The sequence below is a fragment of the Aeromonas enterica genome, from assembly GCF_054052465.1.
Map to the genome: position 1 here is coordinate 322,570 of NZ_JBSTYL010000001.1, position 13,213 is coordinate 335,782.

General features: G+C 58.9%; 16 protein-coding genes and 1 pseudogene. 9 read left to right on the top strand and 8 right to left on the bottom strand.

Going from position 1 to position 13,213, the window contains the following annotated elements; genetic code table 11:
* Nucleotides 1-47: 47 nt before the first annotated feature.
* Nucleotides 48-698 carry a cold shock domain-containing protein gene (locus tag ACW5XD_RS01595; RefSeq protein WP_456493326.1) on the top strand — a complete coding sequence of 217 codons (651 nt, stop codon included), beginning with the start codon at nt 48-50 and terminating at the stop codon, nt 696-698.
* 318 nt (nt 699-1,016) lie between these two features.
* Here the strand turns inward: ACW5XD_RS01595 and ACW5XD_RS01600 are convergent, their stop codons facing one another.
* A complete protein-coding gene (locus ACW5XD_RS01600) occupies nt 1,017-1,925 on the bottom strand; it encodes a LysR substrate-binding domain-containing protein (protein ID WP_456493327.1) in 909 nt (302 codons plus the stop codon).
* 115 nt (nt 1,926-2,040) lie between these two features.
* On the opposite strand from ACW5XD_RS01600, the gene ACW5XD_RS01605 reads away from it, so the two are divergent.
* On the top strand, nt 2,041-2,286 hold the full coding sequence (locus ACW5XD_RS01605) for a hypothetical protein (RefSeq protein ID WP_456493328.1): 246 nt from the start codon (nt 2,041-2,043) through the stop codon (nt 2,284-2,286).
* On the top strand, nt 2,283-2,936 hold the full coding sequence (locus ACW5XD_RS01610; protein ID WP_456493329.1) for an HAD-IA family hydrolase: 654 nt from the start codon (nt 2,283-2,285) through the stop codon (nt 2,934-2,936). Before ACW5XD_RS01605 ends, ACW5XD_RS01610 begins: the two co-directional genes overlap by 4 nt.
* 62 nt (nt 2,937-2,998) lie before the next feature.
* Here ACW5XD_RS01610 and ACW5XD_RS01615 read toward each other — a convergent pair whose 3' ends face one another.
* Nucleotides 2,999-3,601: a nitroreductase family protein gene (locus ACW5XD_RS01615; RefSeq protein WP_456493330.1), complete on the bottom strand. Its 603-nt coding sequence runs from the start codon at nt 3,599-3,601 to the stop codon at nt 2,999-3,001.
* A gap of 288 nt (nt 3,602-3,889) precedes the next feature.
* On the opposite strand from ACW5XD_RS01615, the gene ACW5XD_RS01620 reads away from it, so the two are divergent.
* From ACW5XD_RS01620 to ACW5XD_RS01640, 5 genes and pseudogenes are all read left to right on the top strand, one after another.
* Complete coding sequence (locus ACW5XD_RS01620; protein ID WP_456493331.1) at nt 3,890-5,401, top strand: diguanylate cyclase domain-containing protein; 1,512 nt, start codon at nt 3,890-3,892, stop codon at nt 5,399-5,401.
* A 291-nt stretch (nt 5,402-5,692) separates the two neighbouring features.
* Nucleotides 5,693-6,157: a YMGG-like glycine zipper-containing protein gene (locus ACW5XD_RS01625; protein WP_456493332.1), complete on the top strand. Its 465-nt coding sequence runs from the start codon at nt 5,693-5,695 to the stop codon at nt 6,155-6,157.
* A gap of 294 nt (nt 6,158-6,451) precedes the next feature.
* Nucleotides 6,452-7,534, top strand: a complete 1,083-nt coding sequence (locus ACW5XD_RS01630; RefSeq protein ID WP_456493333.1) for a glycerophosphodiester phosphodiesterase — start codon at nt 6,452-6,454, stop codon at nt 7,532-7,534.
* Between the two features lie 78 nt (nt 7,535-7,612).
* Nucleotides 7,613-7,733: pseudogene (locus ACW5XD_RS01635) on the top strand (IS3 family transposase); the annotation flags it as partial.
* 217 nt (nt 7,734-7,950) lie between these two features.
* Nucleotides 7,951-8,913, top strand: a complete 963-nt coding sequence (locus ACW5XD_RS01640; protein ID WP_456493334.1) for an IS1595 family transposase — start codon at nt 7,951-7,953, stop codon at nt 8,911-8,913.
* A 51-nt stretch (nt 8,914-8,964) separates the two neighbouring features.
* Here the strand turns inward: ACW5XD_RS01640 and ACW5XD_RS01645 are convergent, their stop codons facing one another.
* From ACW5XD_RS01645 to ACW5XD_RS01665, 5 genes are all read right to left on the bottom strand, one after another.
* Nucleotides 8,965-9,528 (bottom strand): cob(I)yrinic acid a,c-diamide adenosyltransferase, encoded by a 564-nt coding sequence (locus tag ACW5XD_RS01645; RefSeq protein ID WP_456493335.1) that lies wholly within the window; start codon nt 9,526-9,528, stop codon nt 8,965-8,967.
* Nucleotides 9,525-9,755 carry a DUF3820 family protein gene (locus tag ACW5XD_RS01650; protein WP_456493336.1) on the bottom strand — a complete coding sequence of 77 codons (231 nt, stop codon included), beginning with the start codon at nt 9,753-9,755 and terminating at the stop codon, nt 9,525-9,527. The genes ACW5XD_RS01645 and ACW5XD_RS01650 overlap by 4 nt, the downstream gene beginning before the upstream one ends.
* Nucleotide 9,756: 1 nt before the next feature.
* Nucleotides 9,757-10,428: a 7-carboxy-7-deazaguanine synthase QueE gene (queE, locus tag ACW5XD_RS01655; protein WP_456493337.1), complete on the bottom strand. Its 672-nt coding sequence runs from the start codon at nt 10,426-10,428 to the stop codon at nt 9,757-9,759.
* A 61-nt stretch (nt 10,429-10,489) separates the two neighbouring features.
* Complete coding sequence (gene queC / locus ACW5XD_RS01660) at nt 10,490-11,197, bottom strand: 7-cyano-7-deazaguanine synthase QueC (RefSeq protein ID WP_456493338.1); 708 nt, start codon at nt 11,195-11,197, stop codon at nt 10,490-10,492.
* Between the two features lie 22 nt (nt 11,198-11,219).
* Complete coding sequence (locus tag ACW5XD_RS01665; protein WP_456493339.1) at nt 11,220-11,873, bottom strand: tRNA-uridine aminocarboxypropyltransferase; 654 nt, start codon at nt 11,871-11,873, stop codon at nt 11,220-11,222.
* Between ACW5XD_RS01665 and rrtA the strand changes: the two genes are divergently transcribed.
* Nucleotides 11,839-12,417, top strand: coding sequence for a rhombosortase (gene rrtA / locus ACW5XD_RS01670; RefSeq protein WP_456493340.1), 579 nt, complete (start codon nt 11,839-11,841; stop codon nt 12,415-12,417). The genes ACW5XD_RS01665 and rrtA overlap by 35 nt on opposite strands.
* Nucleotides 12,418-12,483: 66 nt before the next feature.
* Here rrtA and pyrF read toward each other — a convergent pair whose 3' ends face one another.
* The gene (pyrF, locus tag ACW5XD_RS01675) at nt 12,484-13,185 is read right to left on the bottom strand and encodes an orotidine-5'-phosphate decarboxylase (protein ID WP_456493341.1); all 702 of its coding nucleotides are present in this window, start codon (nt 13,183-13,185) and stop codon (nt 12,484-12,486) included.
* Between the last annotated feature and the right edge of the window lie 28 nt (nt 13,186-13,213).

Here is a 13,213-nt window from a genome sequence, read left to right on the forward strand (position 1 = left end):
CATTTTGGGCAACATGGACCAAGCATCGATGGCCACAAGGATGGGACATGCGTTATCAGGGACGGATCGTGCGCTGGAACGAGGCGCGCGGCTTTGGCTTTATCACGCCGGAGCAGAAGGGGGGCGAGCAGCAAGGGCGCGAGCTGTTCGTGCATATCTCGGCGCTGCAATCCGATGGTCGGCTGCCCGAGGCGGGGGAGCGGGTCTCCTATCAGATTGGCGCCGGTCAGGACGGCAAACCCAGGGCCGAGCAGGTGTTCTTTCCCGACCGGCCCTTGTCGCTGGCTGACACGTCCGTGCCCCCCTTGTCCGGCAAAGACGCGGTTCGCCGACCGGCGGCCAGGGGGGTACCGCAACCCGTTTCGTCCAGACCGCGCCCAGGTCTCTCCTATCGCCGCAAGAGCAGCTGGCGCGGCAAGTTGATCCCCTTGCTGGTGCTGGCGGGGCTGTTCTCTGTCTACTCTCGCTTCTCGGCCGAGTCGATGGCTCCCCTGCCGGTTTCCTCCTTCAGCGTCGAGAGTCGTGCTGCCAGCACCCCGCAGACGCCGGCCCGCAGCTATGGGTGCGATGGCCGTGAGTATTGTTCCCAGATGACTTCCTGCGACGAGGCGACCTGGTTCCTGCAACACTGTCCGAATATGAAGATGGACGGGGAGGGGGACGGTATTCCCTGTGAGGATCAGTGGTGTGGCCACTGAGGCTGGCCTGTTCAACCGCTTTTTGCATAACGAGTGACGCCGCGGCCTGCGGGAGTACATACCCATCTCCTTCATCATGCCGGGTCTGGACAACGTCAAGGCGTGCAACGATCACTTGGGCCATCAGGTCGGGGATGATGTCCTCAGACCGGCCATCTGCTCAACGCTTTTTGTCAGCGGATCTGCCAAGCCGGTTCGAGGGCGATACATTCGCACTGGTTTTCGGCAATACCGGCAAGGAGGCCGCCTTGCTGATGGGGAAGGCGCTCCACCTCGGGATCCGCGTTTTGAGTATTCGGGAGGCGGGCGATGCCCGACTCAGCGCGCGGGCACCGCCGAGCATGGCGTGGGATGCGCCGCCATGACCAGTTGCAGGAAACGATCGCGGATGGGATCGGCAAATGCCGGGTTCCAGACCAGGCTGATTTCCCATTCTGACCAGGGGCCGGACAAGGGATAGAGGGTAACATCCTGGCCCGCAATGAAGCTGACGCTGCGCGGCAATATGGCGTTGCCTATGCCGGCGGCCACCAGGGCGACCAGGGTTTGGATATCTTCCGCTTCCTGGACCATGCCGGTCAGCCGATTGGCGCCGAGAAAGCTTGCGATCTGCTGGCTGAGGCCCGGGCAACGGTGGCCGACCATCTGCAGCAGTGGTTGATGGGCCAGCGCCCACTCCACGTCGAATGCAGCCGGATCCGGCCCCGTCATCTGGGTCGGTACGGCCAGTACCAGCCGGTCGGTCAGCAGCCTGTGCTCCCGCAGTTGCGGCGCGTGTGGCCGGCGCATGAATCCCAGCTGCAACTGACCCGACAGCAAGCGTTCATGCTGGATCGCGGAGGTCATGTCCTGCAGGTGCACCATCACATCGGGTACCTGCTGCTTGAAACGGGCGACCAGCGAGGGGGCCAGCGCGAAACTCGACAGCCCGAAGCCAATCTTGAGCCGCCCTGCTATGCCGCTCGCCAGTGCCAGTGCATGACGCTCAAACCCCTTGCCGTGTTCGACCAGTGCGCTGGCCTGGGTGAGCAGCTGTGCACCCATGGCGGTCAGTTTGGCGCCGTGACGCCCCCGGTTGAACAAGGTGCTGCCGAGCGCTAGCTCCAGCCCCTGGATCTGCTTGGTCAGTGCCGGCTGAGTGATGAACAGCCGGCTGGCGGCCTCCCGGTAGTTGGCGGTCTCGGCCAGCATCACGAACGCTTGCAGTTGCCTCAAGTCAAATTTCATTCCGTTTTGTTATCCAATATGGCCATTTATTAATTATAAATTATCTAACCACCTTGTTCTAATGGTCTCGTAACGGGCCACCGGCCCTGCCTGATGCACAACGAGGAACCATGTCATGCCTAGCGAACGCTATCTGTTTTTGATCAAGGGAACCCTGGTAATGGCCCAGCCACTGGCTGCGCCGGAGACGGGAGAGCTGCTGACGAGCTTGCTGCAACAGGGATTTGTGGTGGCTCCTCTGCAGGTCTGGGCGGGCAATGCCGAACAGGCGTTGGCTTGTTATGAGCAAGCTGCTCAGCAGTCAGCCTTCGCCAGCGTGCTGGCCGGGGCTGAGCCCGTGCTGGCCGGAGCCCCGTCATGACCCGGCTCACCCTGCGGGCCCGCGCTCTGCTGCTGGACATGGATGGCACCCTGGTGCACTCCACCGGCGAGGTGGAGACGGTATGGCGGCTCTGGTGTCGCCGTCATCAGCTGGTCCCCGAGCCGATATTGGCCATGTGTCACGGTGTGCGCTCGCGGGAGGTGATCCGGGCCCTGGCCCCGCAGCTGGACATGGCGCAGGAGGTAGCCCTGCTCGACGAACTGGAGATCAACCACACCGGTCAGGCGGAGGCCATCATGGGGTGCCGGGCCGTACTGGCCAGCCTGCCAGTCGGGTGTTGGGCGCTGGTGACCTCCGCCAGTCAGCGGGTCGCCCGCCATCGGCTGGCGAGCGCAGGTCTGCCACTGCCCGCTCTGCTGGTGGGGGCGGAAGACGTGATGCAGGGCAAGCCGGATCCCGAGCCTTATCTGTTGGCGGCGACGCGGCTTGGGGTTGCCCCCGCCGACTGCCTGGTGTTTGAGGATGCGCCAGCCGGCGTAGCGAGCGCTCTGCGGGCCGGTTGCACAGTAGTGCAGGTCGGTGGCAGCCGGCGGCTCGATCCGGCCGTGACGGCGGTGATCCAAGATTGGCGTCAGGTGAGGGTGCTTGATGGGGCTGGGGGCGAGTTGCAGGTGATGCTGCTGACCTGATGGGGACGCAGGCCATGAAAAGCCCCCGGCGAGCGGGGGCTTGGGATGACGAGACAGCCGGATTACTTGAAGACGCGAAAACGCACGGCGTCGTCCATGAAGGTCTTGTCACCGGCCGGTTGCTCGATGCTGCCAAAGGGCATCTGGGCACGCAGCAACCAGCTGGCGGGCAGATCCCACTCCTTGCGCACCGCTGCGTCGATCAGCGGGTTGTAGTGCTGCAGGGAGGCACCAATCCCTTCCTGTGCCAAGCTGGTCCAGACCGCGAACTGGGCGATGCCGGTGGCGTGTTCGGACCAGATGGGGAAGTTGTCGGCATAGAGGGCGAACTTCTGTTGCAGATCCTTGATCACATCCGTGTCTTCGAAGAAGAGCACGGTACCGAAGCCGGCCCGGAAGCTGCCATCCACCTTGGCTTCGCTCTGGGCATAGGCCTCCGGCGGGACTATCTTCTTCAGCTCCGCCTTGACGATGTCCCACAGTGTGTGGTGCTGAGCGCCAAACAGGAGGACCGCACGGGAGCTCTGGGAGTTGAAGGAGGAGGGACTGTGCTTGATGGCATCCTGGATGAGGGTCGTCAGCTGCTCCGGTGTGTGGGAGACCTGGTCGCCCAGGGCATAGATGGTACGACGTGCTTTGATCTGTTCGATAAACGGACTGCTCATAACATCTCCTTTGTTTGACAGGGAATCGTCATCGGTAGTCCTTGGCAAGGCCATCCGGCTCCGATTGTTCAAGTTACAGACTATAACACCCGCTTGTAGTCTGACCGTCAACGTACAGTGGTCACTGTTTTTACTTTTTGTGGATATTGATAGTCGGGGAGCGAATGAATCACTTCACATTTTAATGTTTTTTATCAATTGGTCCTGTCCTGGCTGATTTTAATCAACGATTGAAGTTGCCTTTTCACCATAGAATCCTGTCATATCAGTAGGTTCGATGGAGTGGGCATGATCCAGTGGGTGATTAATCGGCGTTACTATGTGTTGACCTCGTGTTCTTTCCTGCTGGGAGCCCTGATACTGGTCGTCACCCTGACCCTGGCGGCGGTCAGTTATCTGCGTAGTATCGACAAAACAGTGGCTGGGTACGGTCACATGATCTCCACCATCGAAGCGGCGCTCATTCACGAGATGGTGCTGACCAATCAGTGGCAACTGGCGGTACTGGAATCTTCGCTCGACAAGTCTGCCATTGCCCGTGGCGAGCCGGCTGACAACCCGCTGTGGGCCATCGCCCACCAGATAAAGCGCGACAATCACTACATCTATTTTTACAACCCGCATACCGATCAGATCAGCAGTTATCCTGCCTGGGAACAGCCTGCCGGGTATCGGGCCGCCAGCCGCCCCTGGTACAAGGTGTTGTCGATGGAAGGAGACGAACTGCTCTGGTTTGGTCCCTATCAGGAATACAGCTCCAGCAACCTGATCCTGACCCTAATCAAGCGGGTCAAGGATGATGAAGGCGCACTGCTTGGTCTCTTGATGGTGGACATGTCGTTTGATGCGCTTCAGCAAGCGCTGCAACGGGCCATGGGTCGCAATCAGGCGGCCATCTACATCAGTCAGCGGAGCAGTGGCCGGTTGGTGGTGGGCAGCAACATGGCGTTTCACAACAATGCCCATGTGGCTGTGAGCCCCAACCAGCTGGGGTTGGACGTGATCTGGCGTGGGAGTCACCTCAAGCGTGAAATGGAGGATATCGACTGGGATCTCAACATCTATCTGCCGCCCAAGCTGTTTCGTGACAGCCTCTACGAGGCCTTGCTGATGGTGGTGCTGCCCCTGCTCTCGTTGTTTGCCATCTGGTTTTGCAGCATCAATTTTCTGGTGCGCATCTTTCAAGAGGAGCAGGCGCTGGTCTCCGGCTCGCTGAGCGGTATAGTGCAGAACCCGACCATCCCCAAGGCATCCTCACAGCTGAAGACCTGGTTTGTGCATGGCAGTCTCAGTGAAATCGATCAGGTGAGAGCCAGTTTTCTGCAGGGGCAGGATGCCCTGCTGCACGATCCCCTCACCGGCATCATGAACCGGCGAGCCTTTACCCAGCGCAGAAGCGAGCTGGAGGAGAACCTCGTCCCCCATTGGTTGGTGCTGTTCGACGTGGACAACTTCAAATGCATCAATGACAGCTGGGGCCATAGCGTGGGGGATGGCGTGCTCTGTCGGGTGGCAGAGTTGATGACAGCCGAACTGGGCAACAGCACTGTCTACCGCATCGGGGGAGACGAATTTGCCGCCTTGTTGTCGTGGGATCGTTCCGAACTGGAACGGCGGCTGACCTACCTGCTGGCACGGATGCGCAACCAGCAATGGCGTGAATGTCAGGGGCCGGTCACCTTGAGTGCGGGCGGTGCCCACTATCCGGATGACGGACTCTTTCTGTTCGAACGGGCCGACGAGTGCCTTTACCAGAGCAAGCGGCTGGGGCGTGATCGCTGGCATCTGCCGCCGGCATGACCTGGCCGGCTTGGCACTTTTCATGGTGATTTCTGCGGCAATGACAGTATCTGTCTGATCACCATGGTGTCAGAATGGGCTGCGACAATCCGGCCTCGTTGTGTTACCCCCTCATTTTTTCAATAAAATATATTTTTTCTTTGTTTTTCATGATGTTATTTATTGTTTTATGCGGTTTTATCCGAGCCGGGCTGTTTTATGGCAGAAGGCTCCACTCTTGGTACCACTGGCGCGGTTGGCGGCCATTTGTATAGTGCAGGGGAAACTAATCAGGTTTGACAGGAGTACTCCATGGAAATGAAAACGCGCGGCATGAGCGCCCTGGCCCTGCTGGGCACCCTGCTGCTGCCGAGCTGCGCGGTACAGGCCTCTGAGACGCTCAACACCATACTTGGTGGCGGTGCTGGTGGTGTGGCGGGCACCATGATCGGCAAAGAGTTGGGTGGGGATACCGGTGCTCTGGTGGGGGCGGCGCTTGGTGGGGCGGCTGGTGGCGCCGCCACGGCCAACAAAGGCAACAAGAATGAAGCCGCCCTGGGAGGCGCCGTCGGTGCCCTGGGTGGTGCGGCCATTGGCAAGAGCGTGGGAGGCAGCACAGGCCAGCTGATCGGTGCCGGGGTCGGTGGCGCCAGCGGCTCGGCAATTGGAGCCAACACGGGGGATGGTCACAAGAGCAATAACGATCGCTACGACGACGATGATCACAAGCACTACAAGAAACACAAGAAGCATAAAAAACACAGGCACGACGATTGAGGTCGCCTACCCGCTGATAAAGGGGCTGTGAGTCCACAATGCCGGTCAGTTAACACTGACTGGCATTGTGTTTATTGGCTTTTTTATTGCTGGTTTCTGCGATATGCGGGCTAGCTGGCCGCCGCGTCTCGCGGCGTCATCGGGACAAGGTGCCATGCTGGCATCACCTTGAGTCTTCGTGCCATGCCAAACGCCAGATCAGAACGCTATCAATCAAAATTCCAATCAGATTAATAATTTGGAAACATAAAATCATTAGGTTAACCAATAACACTTGTCCAAAAGGTTATTGCCATGCCTATTTCAACACCTCGGCTCCTGAGCCTGGTGCTTTTGCCCCCCCTGTTGCTCTCGGCTTGCAATGGGAATGAATCGACCTCCCAGCCAAGCGCTTCGTCGCACCTGTTCAACGAACCCAGAGCCTTCGATCTAGAGGCGCATCGTGGGGGTATTGGCCTTGTCTCGGAAAGTACCTTGGCAGCCTTTGCCAATGCCCTGGAAATGGGGGTCACCACCTTGGAGATGGATACCCAGATCACCCTGGATGGTATCGCGGTCGTGACTCATGATCGCAAGATTTCGGACAAAAAGTGTCTGGATACCCAACCTGTTAGCGAGGGCGACCCCCTGTACCCCTATGTGGGCAAATATATCAAAGACCTGACTCTGGCTCAGGTGAAAACGCTGAATTGCGGCTCCCTGCCATTGGTCGATTTCCCTGAGCAGGTTCTGGTGCCGGGCGCAACCATACCGACCCTGCAAGAGGTATTCACCCTGGTGAAATCTTATCGTGCCGAACAGGTACTGCTCAATATCGAGACCAAGGTCGAGGCGGGGGCTCCGGAAGAGACGGCCCCCCGGGAACGCTTTGTCAAAACGGTGCTCAAGGATATCCGTGACGCAGGCCTGATGCGGCAGGCGACCATACAGAGCTTCGACTGGGGTGCACTGATGCTGACTCGGGAACTCGAGCCCAGCCTGCCCATCATCGCCCTGACCAATGGTCAGCCGTTCTTGCAAGCAGGCATGCCAGGCGCCTCTCCCTGGCTGGGTGGTATCGATATCGATGACTTCAATGGCGATCTGGTGCAGGCCGTGGCCTCCTTCGGTGCCGATGCCATCTCCCCGGTACACGGCGACCCTCAGGGCGGTCGTTACGGAGATCCTGGCTATGTGGAGTACACCACGCCAGATCTGGTCGATGCAGCCCATGCTGAAGGCATCAAGGTGATCCCCTGGACTGTTGACGATGAGGGGACAATGAACCGCATGCTGGAGAATGGGGTCGACGGCATCATTACCGACTATCCGGATCGGTTACGTGCCGTGATGGAAGAACGTGGCATCCCTCTGCCAGAACCCGCCTTCCTGCGTTGAGGCGAGAGGGATTGCCGAGGGTCTAAGCAACCAGGACCTATTTCAGGTTTCCGTTGCCAGCATCGGCAGAGGTGTTCAATGACAAGCCTATGTCGCTCATATACCGCCAAGTTCATACTGGAAGCCACATCCCTGGTACTCGACCAGGGATATTTTGTTTCCGAAGCCAGCCGCTCACTGGATGTCGGTGATACCCAGCATCACCGATGAGGTCTGCAACGCCAACATCAGCGCGACATGGCCCCCCCCTATCCCTGAGCCGCAGAAGATCCAGGCGCGGAAGCGCCCATTAATCCGCGTGAGCGCGAAAAGGCAATGCTGAAAGATGCAAGGTCTGCCCCTTAATAATGGCTCTGTCCCAATTACGTGTTGAAAGGCTAATCTTGAAGTAGGCTATCTCCTTGAGGTCTACCATCATGGATACCCCTGCCTTTCAACACCTGTTGTCCCTCTTTCCCCAGTTAACCCTGCGCCAGCGCCGTGTTGCCCAGCAGGAGCTCACGGCGCCACACGCCATTACCTCGCTCAATACCCAGCTACCGGCATGCAGCGGTTGCCCGCACTGTCAGGCAGAACCCGCTCAGCTGGCCCCCTGGGGCTGGAGTCGGGGACTGCGCCGCTACCGTTGCAAACTGTGTCTGCGCACCAGCACCGTGCTCACCAAGACGCCCCTGGCCCGGTTGCGCAAAGCCCAGTGCTGGGAAGACTACGCGCAAGCCCTCATCGAAGGACTGACCGTCCGCCAGGCAGCTATGCGTTGCGGGGTCAGCAAAAACACCGCCTTCCTCTGGCGTCACCGTTTCTTGCGGGCGATGGCAGGCCATCAAGCCACGTGGGAAGAGGGCATCGTTGAGGTCGATGAGACTTTCTTCCTCGAGTCGTTCAAGGGGCAACGGGGGCTGCCGCGCCCGGCACGACGTCGCGGGGGTAAAGGGCGAACTCGTGGAACCGGGCCGGATTACATTCCGGTGATGGTGGTGCAAGATCGGGCAGGACACCATGCAGATTTTCAGCTGGCGCAGATGAATGCCAAGACGGTGATAGCGGTCTTGAAGCCGCTGGTGTCACCGGAAGCGGTGCTGTGTAGCGATGGTGCGGGTGTGTATGCCAGTTTCAGCCAAGCGCAGGGCGTGACCCATCAGGTAGTACACAATCGTCAGGGCGAGCGTGTGGTCGGTGCGTATCACATCCAGCACGTAAACGGGTATCACCATCGGTTGAAAGCGTGGATGGATCGATTTCATGGTGTGGCGACCCACTACCTGAAGAACTACCTGGGTTGGCGCAGGATGCTGGAGCGTTACGGAAGGGGAGTAAATATCAAAGCGTGTTTGCATGAGGCGCTGGGGCACCCCATGCAACACGTAATTGGGACATAGCCAATAAAAAACCTCGCATGGCGAGGTTTTTTTATAACTGATAACCCCTTATCAACCTCGTTCGGCAGCCTTGACCCAGAGTACCTCGGGCGTGGCCGTGCAGGCCAGCAGGTAGCGGGCTATGGTGAAAAACCAGTCACTCAGCCGGTTCATGTAGGGCAGAATGGCTGGGTTTATACGTTCAGTGCGACTCAGCGTCAACAGCAGACGCTCACAGCGACGGGTCAAAGTACGTACCACATGAGCTTGCGCCGCCGCCCGGGAACCACTGGGCAAAATGAAATTGCGCAGCACGGGCAAATTGGCACTGTAGCCATCAATTTGCTGCTCCAGTCGCAATGTCCATCCATTATTCACCTGCCAGATAGCCTCTTGCTGAGCATCGCTGGAAAATGCCAGTTCACCGCCCAGATCGAACAACTCTTGTTGCAATAATAACAAGTCGGCTAATAAGTCGACTTCAACGACTGGAACCTCGGCAATGAGTAGACCTATATGAGAATTTAATTCATCAATATAGCCATAGGCATCTACTCGCATATCATCCTTGGCCAATTGCACACCATCGGCCAGCCGGGTCATGCCCTTATCACCCTGCCTCGTATATATTCTCATACCGACATCCTGTTAATAATGGGAACAATCATGGATTCGAGCCCGTTGAGTTTGATCTCATAGGCAAGGGCAAGGGTCTGACCCAACGCACCGGGGGGAAAGCCAGCACGCGCCATCCACACCAAATAAGGCTCCGGAATATCGATGATGCGCCGCCCCTGATATTTGCCATAAGGCATAGTGTGGGTCAGGGTCAGCAACACCCGTTCGTCAGAGAGCCACTCCATACTAATCGATGTCCAGATATTTATGGGTCTGGATGGAGAGCCGCCAATTACGGGCGATGCAGGTGGCCATTGCCAGCTGGGTGGCTCTGGACTTCTGGCTGATGGGTTGCAGCGCAATCACCACGTCAGGGCGCAAGGTGGCGGTCGCCAGCAACGCATCCAGCTCCTCGATATGGCGCTCGGTGGCCACCGGATGCTTGATCTCGTTGGCACGCTCAAGGGCTGATATCAGCACGGGCAGTCCCCCCTTCATGCCAATCTTGGGCGAAACCGTGACCCAGGTATTGGCATGGGTCTGGATTTCGCTGGTACCGCTGGTTTCGATCTGCACCTGATACCCGGCTGCCAGCAGAGCACAAGAGAGCGCCTGCAAGTCATACAGACAAGGCTCGCCGCCGGTGATAACCACATGACGGGCCTGATAACCGAGCTGCTGGAAACTGGCCAGGATCTGCTCAGTGCTCATCTTGCTCCAACCATCGGATTCATTGGAACAGTCGAGCACCGCCTGAACCCCCACTTCACGAGCGGGATCGACAATCCAGGTATGACGGGTATCGCACCAGGGACAACCCACGGGGCAGCCTTGCAGGCGAACGAAGATGGCGGGCAGGCCGGTGAATATGCCCTCCCCCTGGATGGTCTGGAATATCTCGTTGATTGGGTAGTGCATCTCGGTCACGGCTTGTTGCAAAAGTCGCGGATTATACCCCAAGCGAGGGCAAGACGCAGGCTCACAGTCCGCTTTTCTCGCCCAATCCGGTTTTCTCGTAAAGCCGGGCCATGATGCCCGCCTTGTCGGCCAGATACAGGTTCAGCCCCCGGCTACGCAGTTCGCAGGCGGGACAGGTGCTACAGCCATCACCAGCGATGCCGTTGTAGCAGGTCAGTGTCTGCTGGCGCACCGTCTCCAGGTGACCATAGTGATCCGCCAGCGCCCAAGTTTCGGCCTTGTCGAGCCACATCAGCGGGGTATCGAAGCGGATGCCACGATCAAGCCCCAAAGCGACCGCCTGATTGAGCGCCTTGACGAACTCGTCGCGACAATCCGGGTAGCCGGAGAAATCGGTCTCGCACACCCCGGTAATCACCGCCTCGGCGCCCACCTGATAGGCATAGATGGAGGCCAGGGTCAGAAACAGGATATTGCGACCCGGCACGAAGGTATTGGGCAGACCATTGTCCTGCAGTTCGCAGCTGACTGGGATGTCATCCCGGGTCAGGGCCGAGACCGCCAGTTCATTGAGTAGGGTCACGTCCATCACCTTGTGGGCGGCAATGCCAAGCGCGTCGGCCAGTCGGCGAGCCGTCTCTATCTCCTCCCGATGGCGTTGGCCATAGTCGAAGGTAATGGCGTGCACCTCGTCATAACGGGCCAGAGCCTGTACCAGACAGGTAGTGCTGTCCTGTCCACCACTGAATACCACGACGGCTTTCTTCACGTTTATCACTCCTTCAGGCAGTTCAAGTACGGCGACCTTGTGCAAAGTCATGCCACTGCCGGTTTAAATGGGAAAAGAGGTTCATCAGCGGGGCGAATCGCTCGGGCTCACCCTCCCACTGGGATAACAGATGATAACCCGCCTCCAGAGTCGACAACGCCTCGGGAAACGGCTTCTTGCGAATGGAGTACTGGCCCGGTATGGCACCGAGCTTGATCCTGGGCAGCCGCAGCAGGGCCGGATTGCTGTGCAAGATGCGATACGCTTTGCGCCAGGTACCATCGAGCAGCAAAAAGCAGACCTGGCGGCGCTCTCCCGCCTGGCGCAGTTGATCCTGTACCTGATCCAGCGCCAGCGCATGCTCGTCAGGCCAGAGCAGATAGCAGTGCATATTGGGATCCGCCAGCAAGGCATTGAGCCAATACGCCTCGGCAAAATCCTCCCCCACATGAATGCTGGCGTGAGTGAGGGAGGCAGCCAGCAGGGCTGCAGTGCCCTTGGGGTGCCCCGCTTCGCTCGGGTGCTGCAAAATATGGAGGGGAGCGAGATGAGGCACCTGCCGAATATAATCACACAGACAGGCTTTGAGGGCTCTGGTGCAACGTGTACAGTATCGACTGTTCTTGTCGTTGGGCTGTTTCATGTTGTCAGAAAAATCAGGATTACTCTGGGTCATCACGCTTTCACTCGCCAGCTTGTTGCTTTTCTTCACCGTACCGAATCATGTGCTCTCCTTCGATCGCACCCTGATCGCCCAAGGCGAAGGGTGGCGCATCATAACAGGCAATCTGGCCCACACCAATCTATGGCACCTGCTGCTCAACCTGAGCGGTCTGTGCGTGCTCTACAGCCTGTTTCGTGAATACCTGACGGGCTGCCGCCTGCCGGTATTGCTGCTGTTGCTGGGGTGCGCCGTCGGTCTCGGTATCTGGTGGTTATGCCCGCAGACCCAGTGGTACATGGGGCTGTCGGGGGCCTTGCACGGCCTGTTCGTGTGGGGAGCCTTACAGGACATCCGCTATCGCCGCTATTCGGGCTGGCTGATGCTGCTGGGAGTGGCCATCAAGCTCGGAGTGGACTTCTACAGTGCGGGCGAGAGCCCGGTTTCTGTACTGATTGGCGCCCGGGTTCACATCGAATCACATCTGATTGGCTCGGCGGCGGGGCTGCTGTTCGGCCTGTTGCCGGTCAGTCTCGGCAGTCAGGCCAGCAAGGCATAATCGCGCTCAACGCCTGGTTGCCTTGACCAATAAGCAGGCCGGGGTCAATCCGGCCTGCTCACACACTTAATGCCCAGCCAGCTCCGCATTGATGCCTGACAACATGGCGGCGGGATCCTCTGCCTGGGTGATGGGGCGACCTATGACCAGATAGTCGGCGCCGGCTTGCATCGCAGCCAGCGGCGTCATCACCCTGCGTTGATCCCCGGCCGCGGACCCGGTGGGGCGAATACCCGGGGTCACCAGCTTGAAGTCGGCGCCGAGCAGAGCCTTGAGTTCACTCGCCTCATTGGCGGAGCAGACCACTCCATCCAGCCCTGCGGCCTTGGTCAATGTCGCCAGCCGGATCACCTGCTCGGCCGGGCTCACGTCCAGGCCAAGCGGCGCCATGTCAGATTGCTCCATGCTGGTCAGCACGGTAACCCCGATCAGCAGCGGCGCCTTGTCGCCATAAGGCAGCAAGGCCTCTCTGGCGGCACGCATCATGCGTTCGCCACCGCTGGCATGGACGTTGACCATCCAGACACCCAGCTCGGCACTGGCGGCCACGGCCTTGGCCACGGTATTGGGAATGTCGTGAAACTTCAGATCCAGAAACACATCGAATCCCTTGGCGACCAGCTGGCGCACAAACTGGGGGCCAAACAGGGTAAACATCTCCTTGCCCACCTTGAGGCGGCACTGGGCCGGAGAGATACGTTCAATGAACGCGAAGGCATCGGCCTCGTGCTGATAATCCAGCGCTACCAGTACTTTGGGATCTAGCATCTCACTTCCTATTGATTGTTGTTCACCA

Excerpts from the sequence above, each read along its gene's own strand:
- ACW5XD_RS01595 (WP_456493326.1), top strand. The coding sequence starts at position 48 with ATGCGTTATCAGGGACGGATCGTGCGCTGGAACGAGGCGCGCGGCTTT.
- ACW5XD_RS01600 (WP_456493327.1), bottom strand. The coding sequence starts at position 1,925 with ATGAAATTTGACTTGAGGCAACTGCAAGCGTTCGTGATGCTGGCCGAG.
- ACW5XD_RS01605 (WP_456493328.1), top strand. The coding sequence starts at position 2,041 with ATGCCTAGCGAACGCTATCTGTTTTTGATCAAGGGAACCCTGGTAATG.
- ACW5XD_RS01610 (WP_456493329.1), top strand. The coding sequence starts at position 2,283 with ATGACCCGGCTCACCCTGCGGGCCCGCGCTCTGCTGCTGGACATGGAT.
- ACW5XD_RS01615 (WP_456493330.1), bottom strand. The coding sequence starts at position 3,601 with ATGAGCAGTCCGTTTATCGAACAGATCAAAGCACGTCGTACCATCTAT.
- ACW5XD_RS01620 (WP_456493331.1), top strand. The coding sequence starts at position 3,890 with ATGATCCAGTGGGTGATTAATCGGCGTTACTATGTGTTGACCTCGTGT.
- ACW5XD_RS01625 (WP_456493332.1), top strand. The coding sequence starts at position 5,693 with ATGGAAATGAAAACGCGCGGCATGAGCGCCCTGGCCCTGCTGGGCACC.
- ACW5XD_RS01630 (WP_456493333.1), top strand. The coding sequence starts at position 6,452 with ATGCCTATTTCAACACCTCGGCTCCTGAGCCTGGTGCTTTTGCCCCCC.
- ACW5XD_RS01640 (WP_456493334.1), top strand. The coding sequence starts at position 7,951 with ATGGATACCCCTGCCTTTCAACACCTGTTGTCCCTCTTTCCCCAGTTA.
- ACW5XD_RS01645 (WP_456493335.1), bottom strand. The coding sequence starts at position 9,528 with ATGAGAATATATACGAGGCAGGGTGATAAGGGCATGACCCGGCTGGCC.
- ACW5XD_RS01650 (WP_456493336.1), bottom strand. The coding sequence starts at position 9,755 with ATGGAGTGGCTCTCTGACGAACGGGTGTTGCTGACCCTGACCCACACT.
- queE (WP_456493337.1), bottom strand. The coding sequence starts at position 10,428 with ATGCACTACCCAATCAACGAGATATTCCAGACCATCCAGGGGGAGGGC.
- rrtA (WP_456493340.1), top strand. The coding sequence starts at position 11,839 with ATGTTGTCAGAAAAATCAGGATTACTCTGGGTCATCACGCTTTCACTC.
- ACW5XD_RS01665 (WP_456493339.1), bottom strand. The coding sequence starts at position 11,873 with ATGACCCAGAGTAATCCTGATTTTTCTGACAACATGAAACAGCCCAAC.
- pyrF (WP_456493341.1), bottom strand. The coding sequence starts at position 13,185 with ATGCTAGATCCCAAAGTACTGGTAGCGCTGGATTATCAGCACGAGGCC.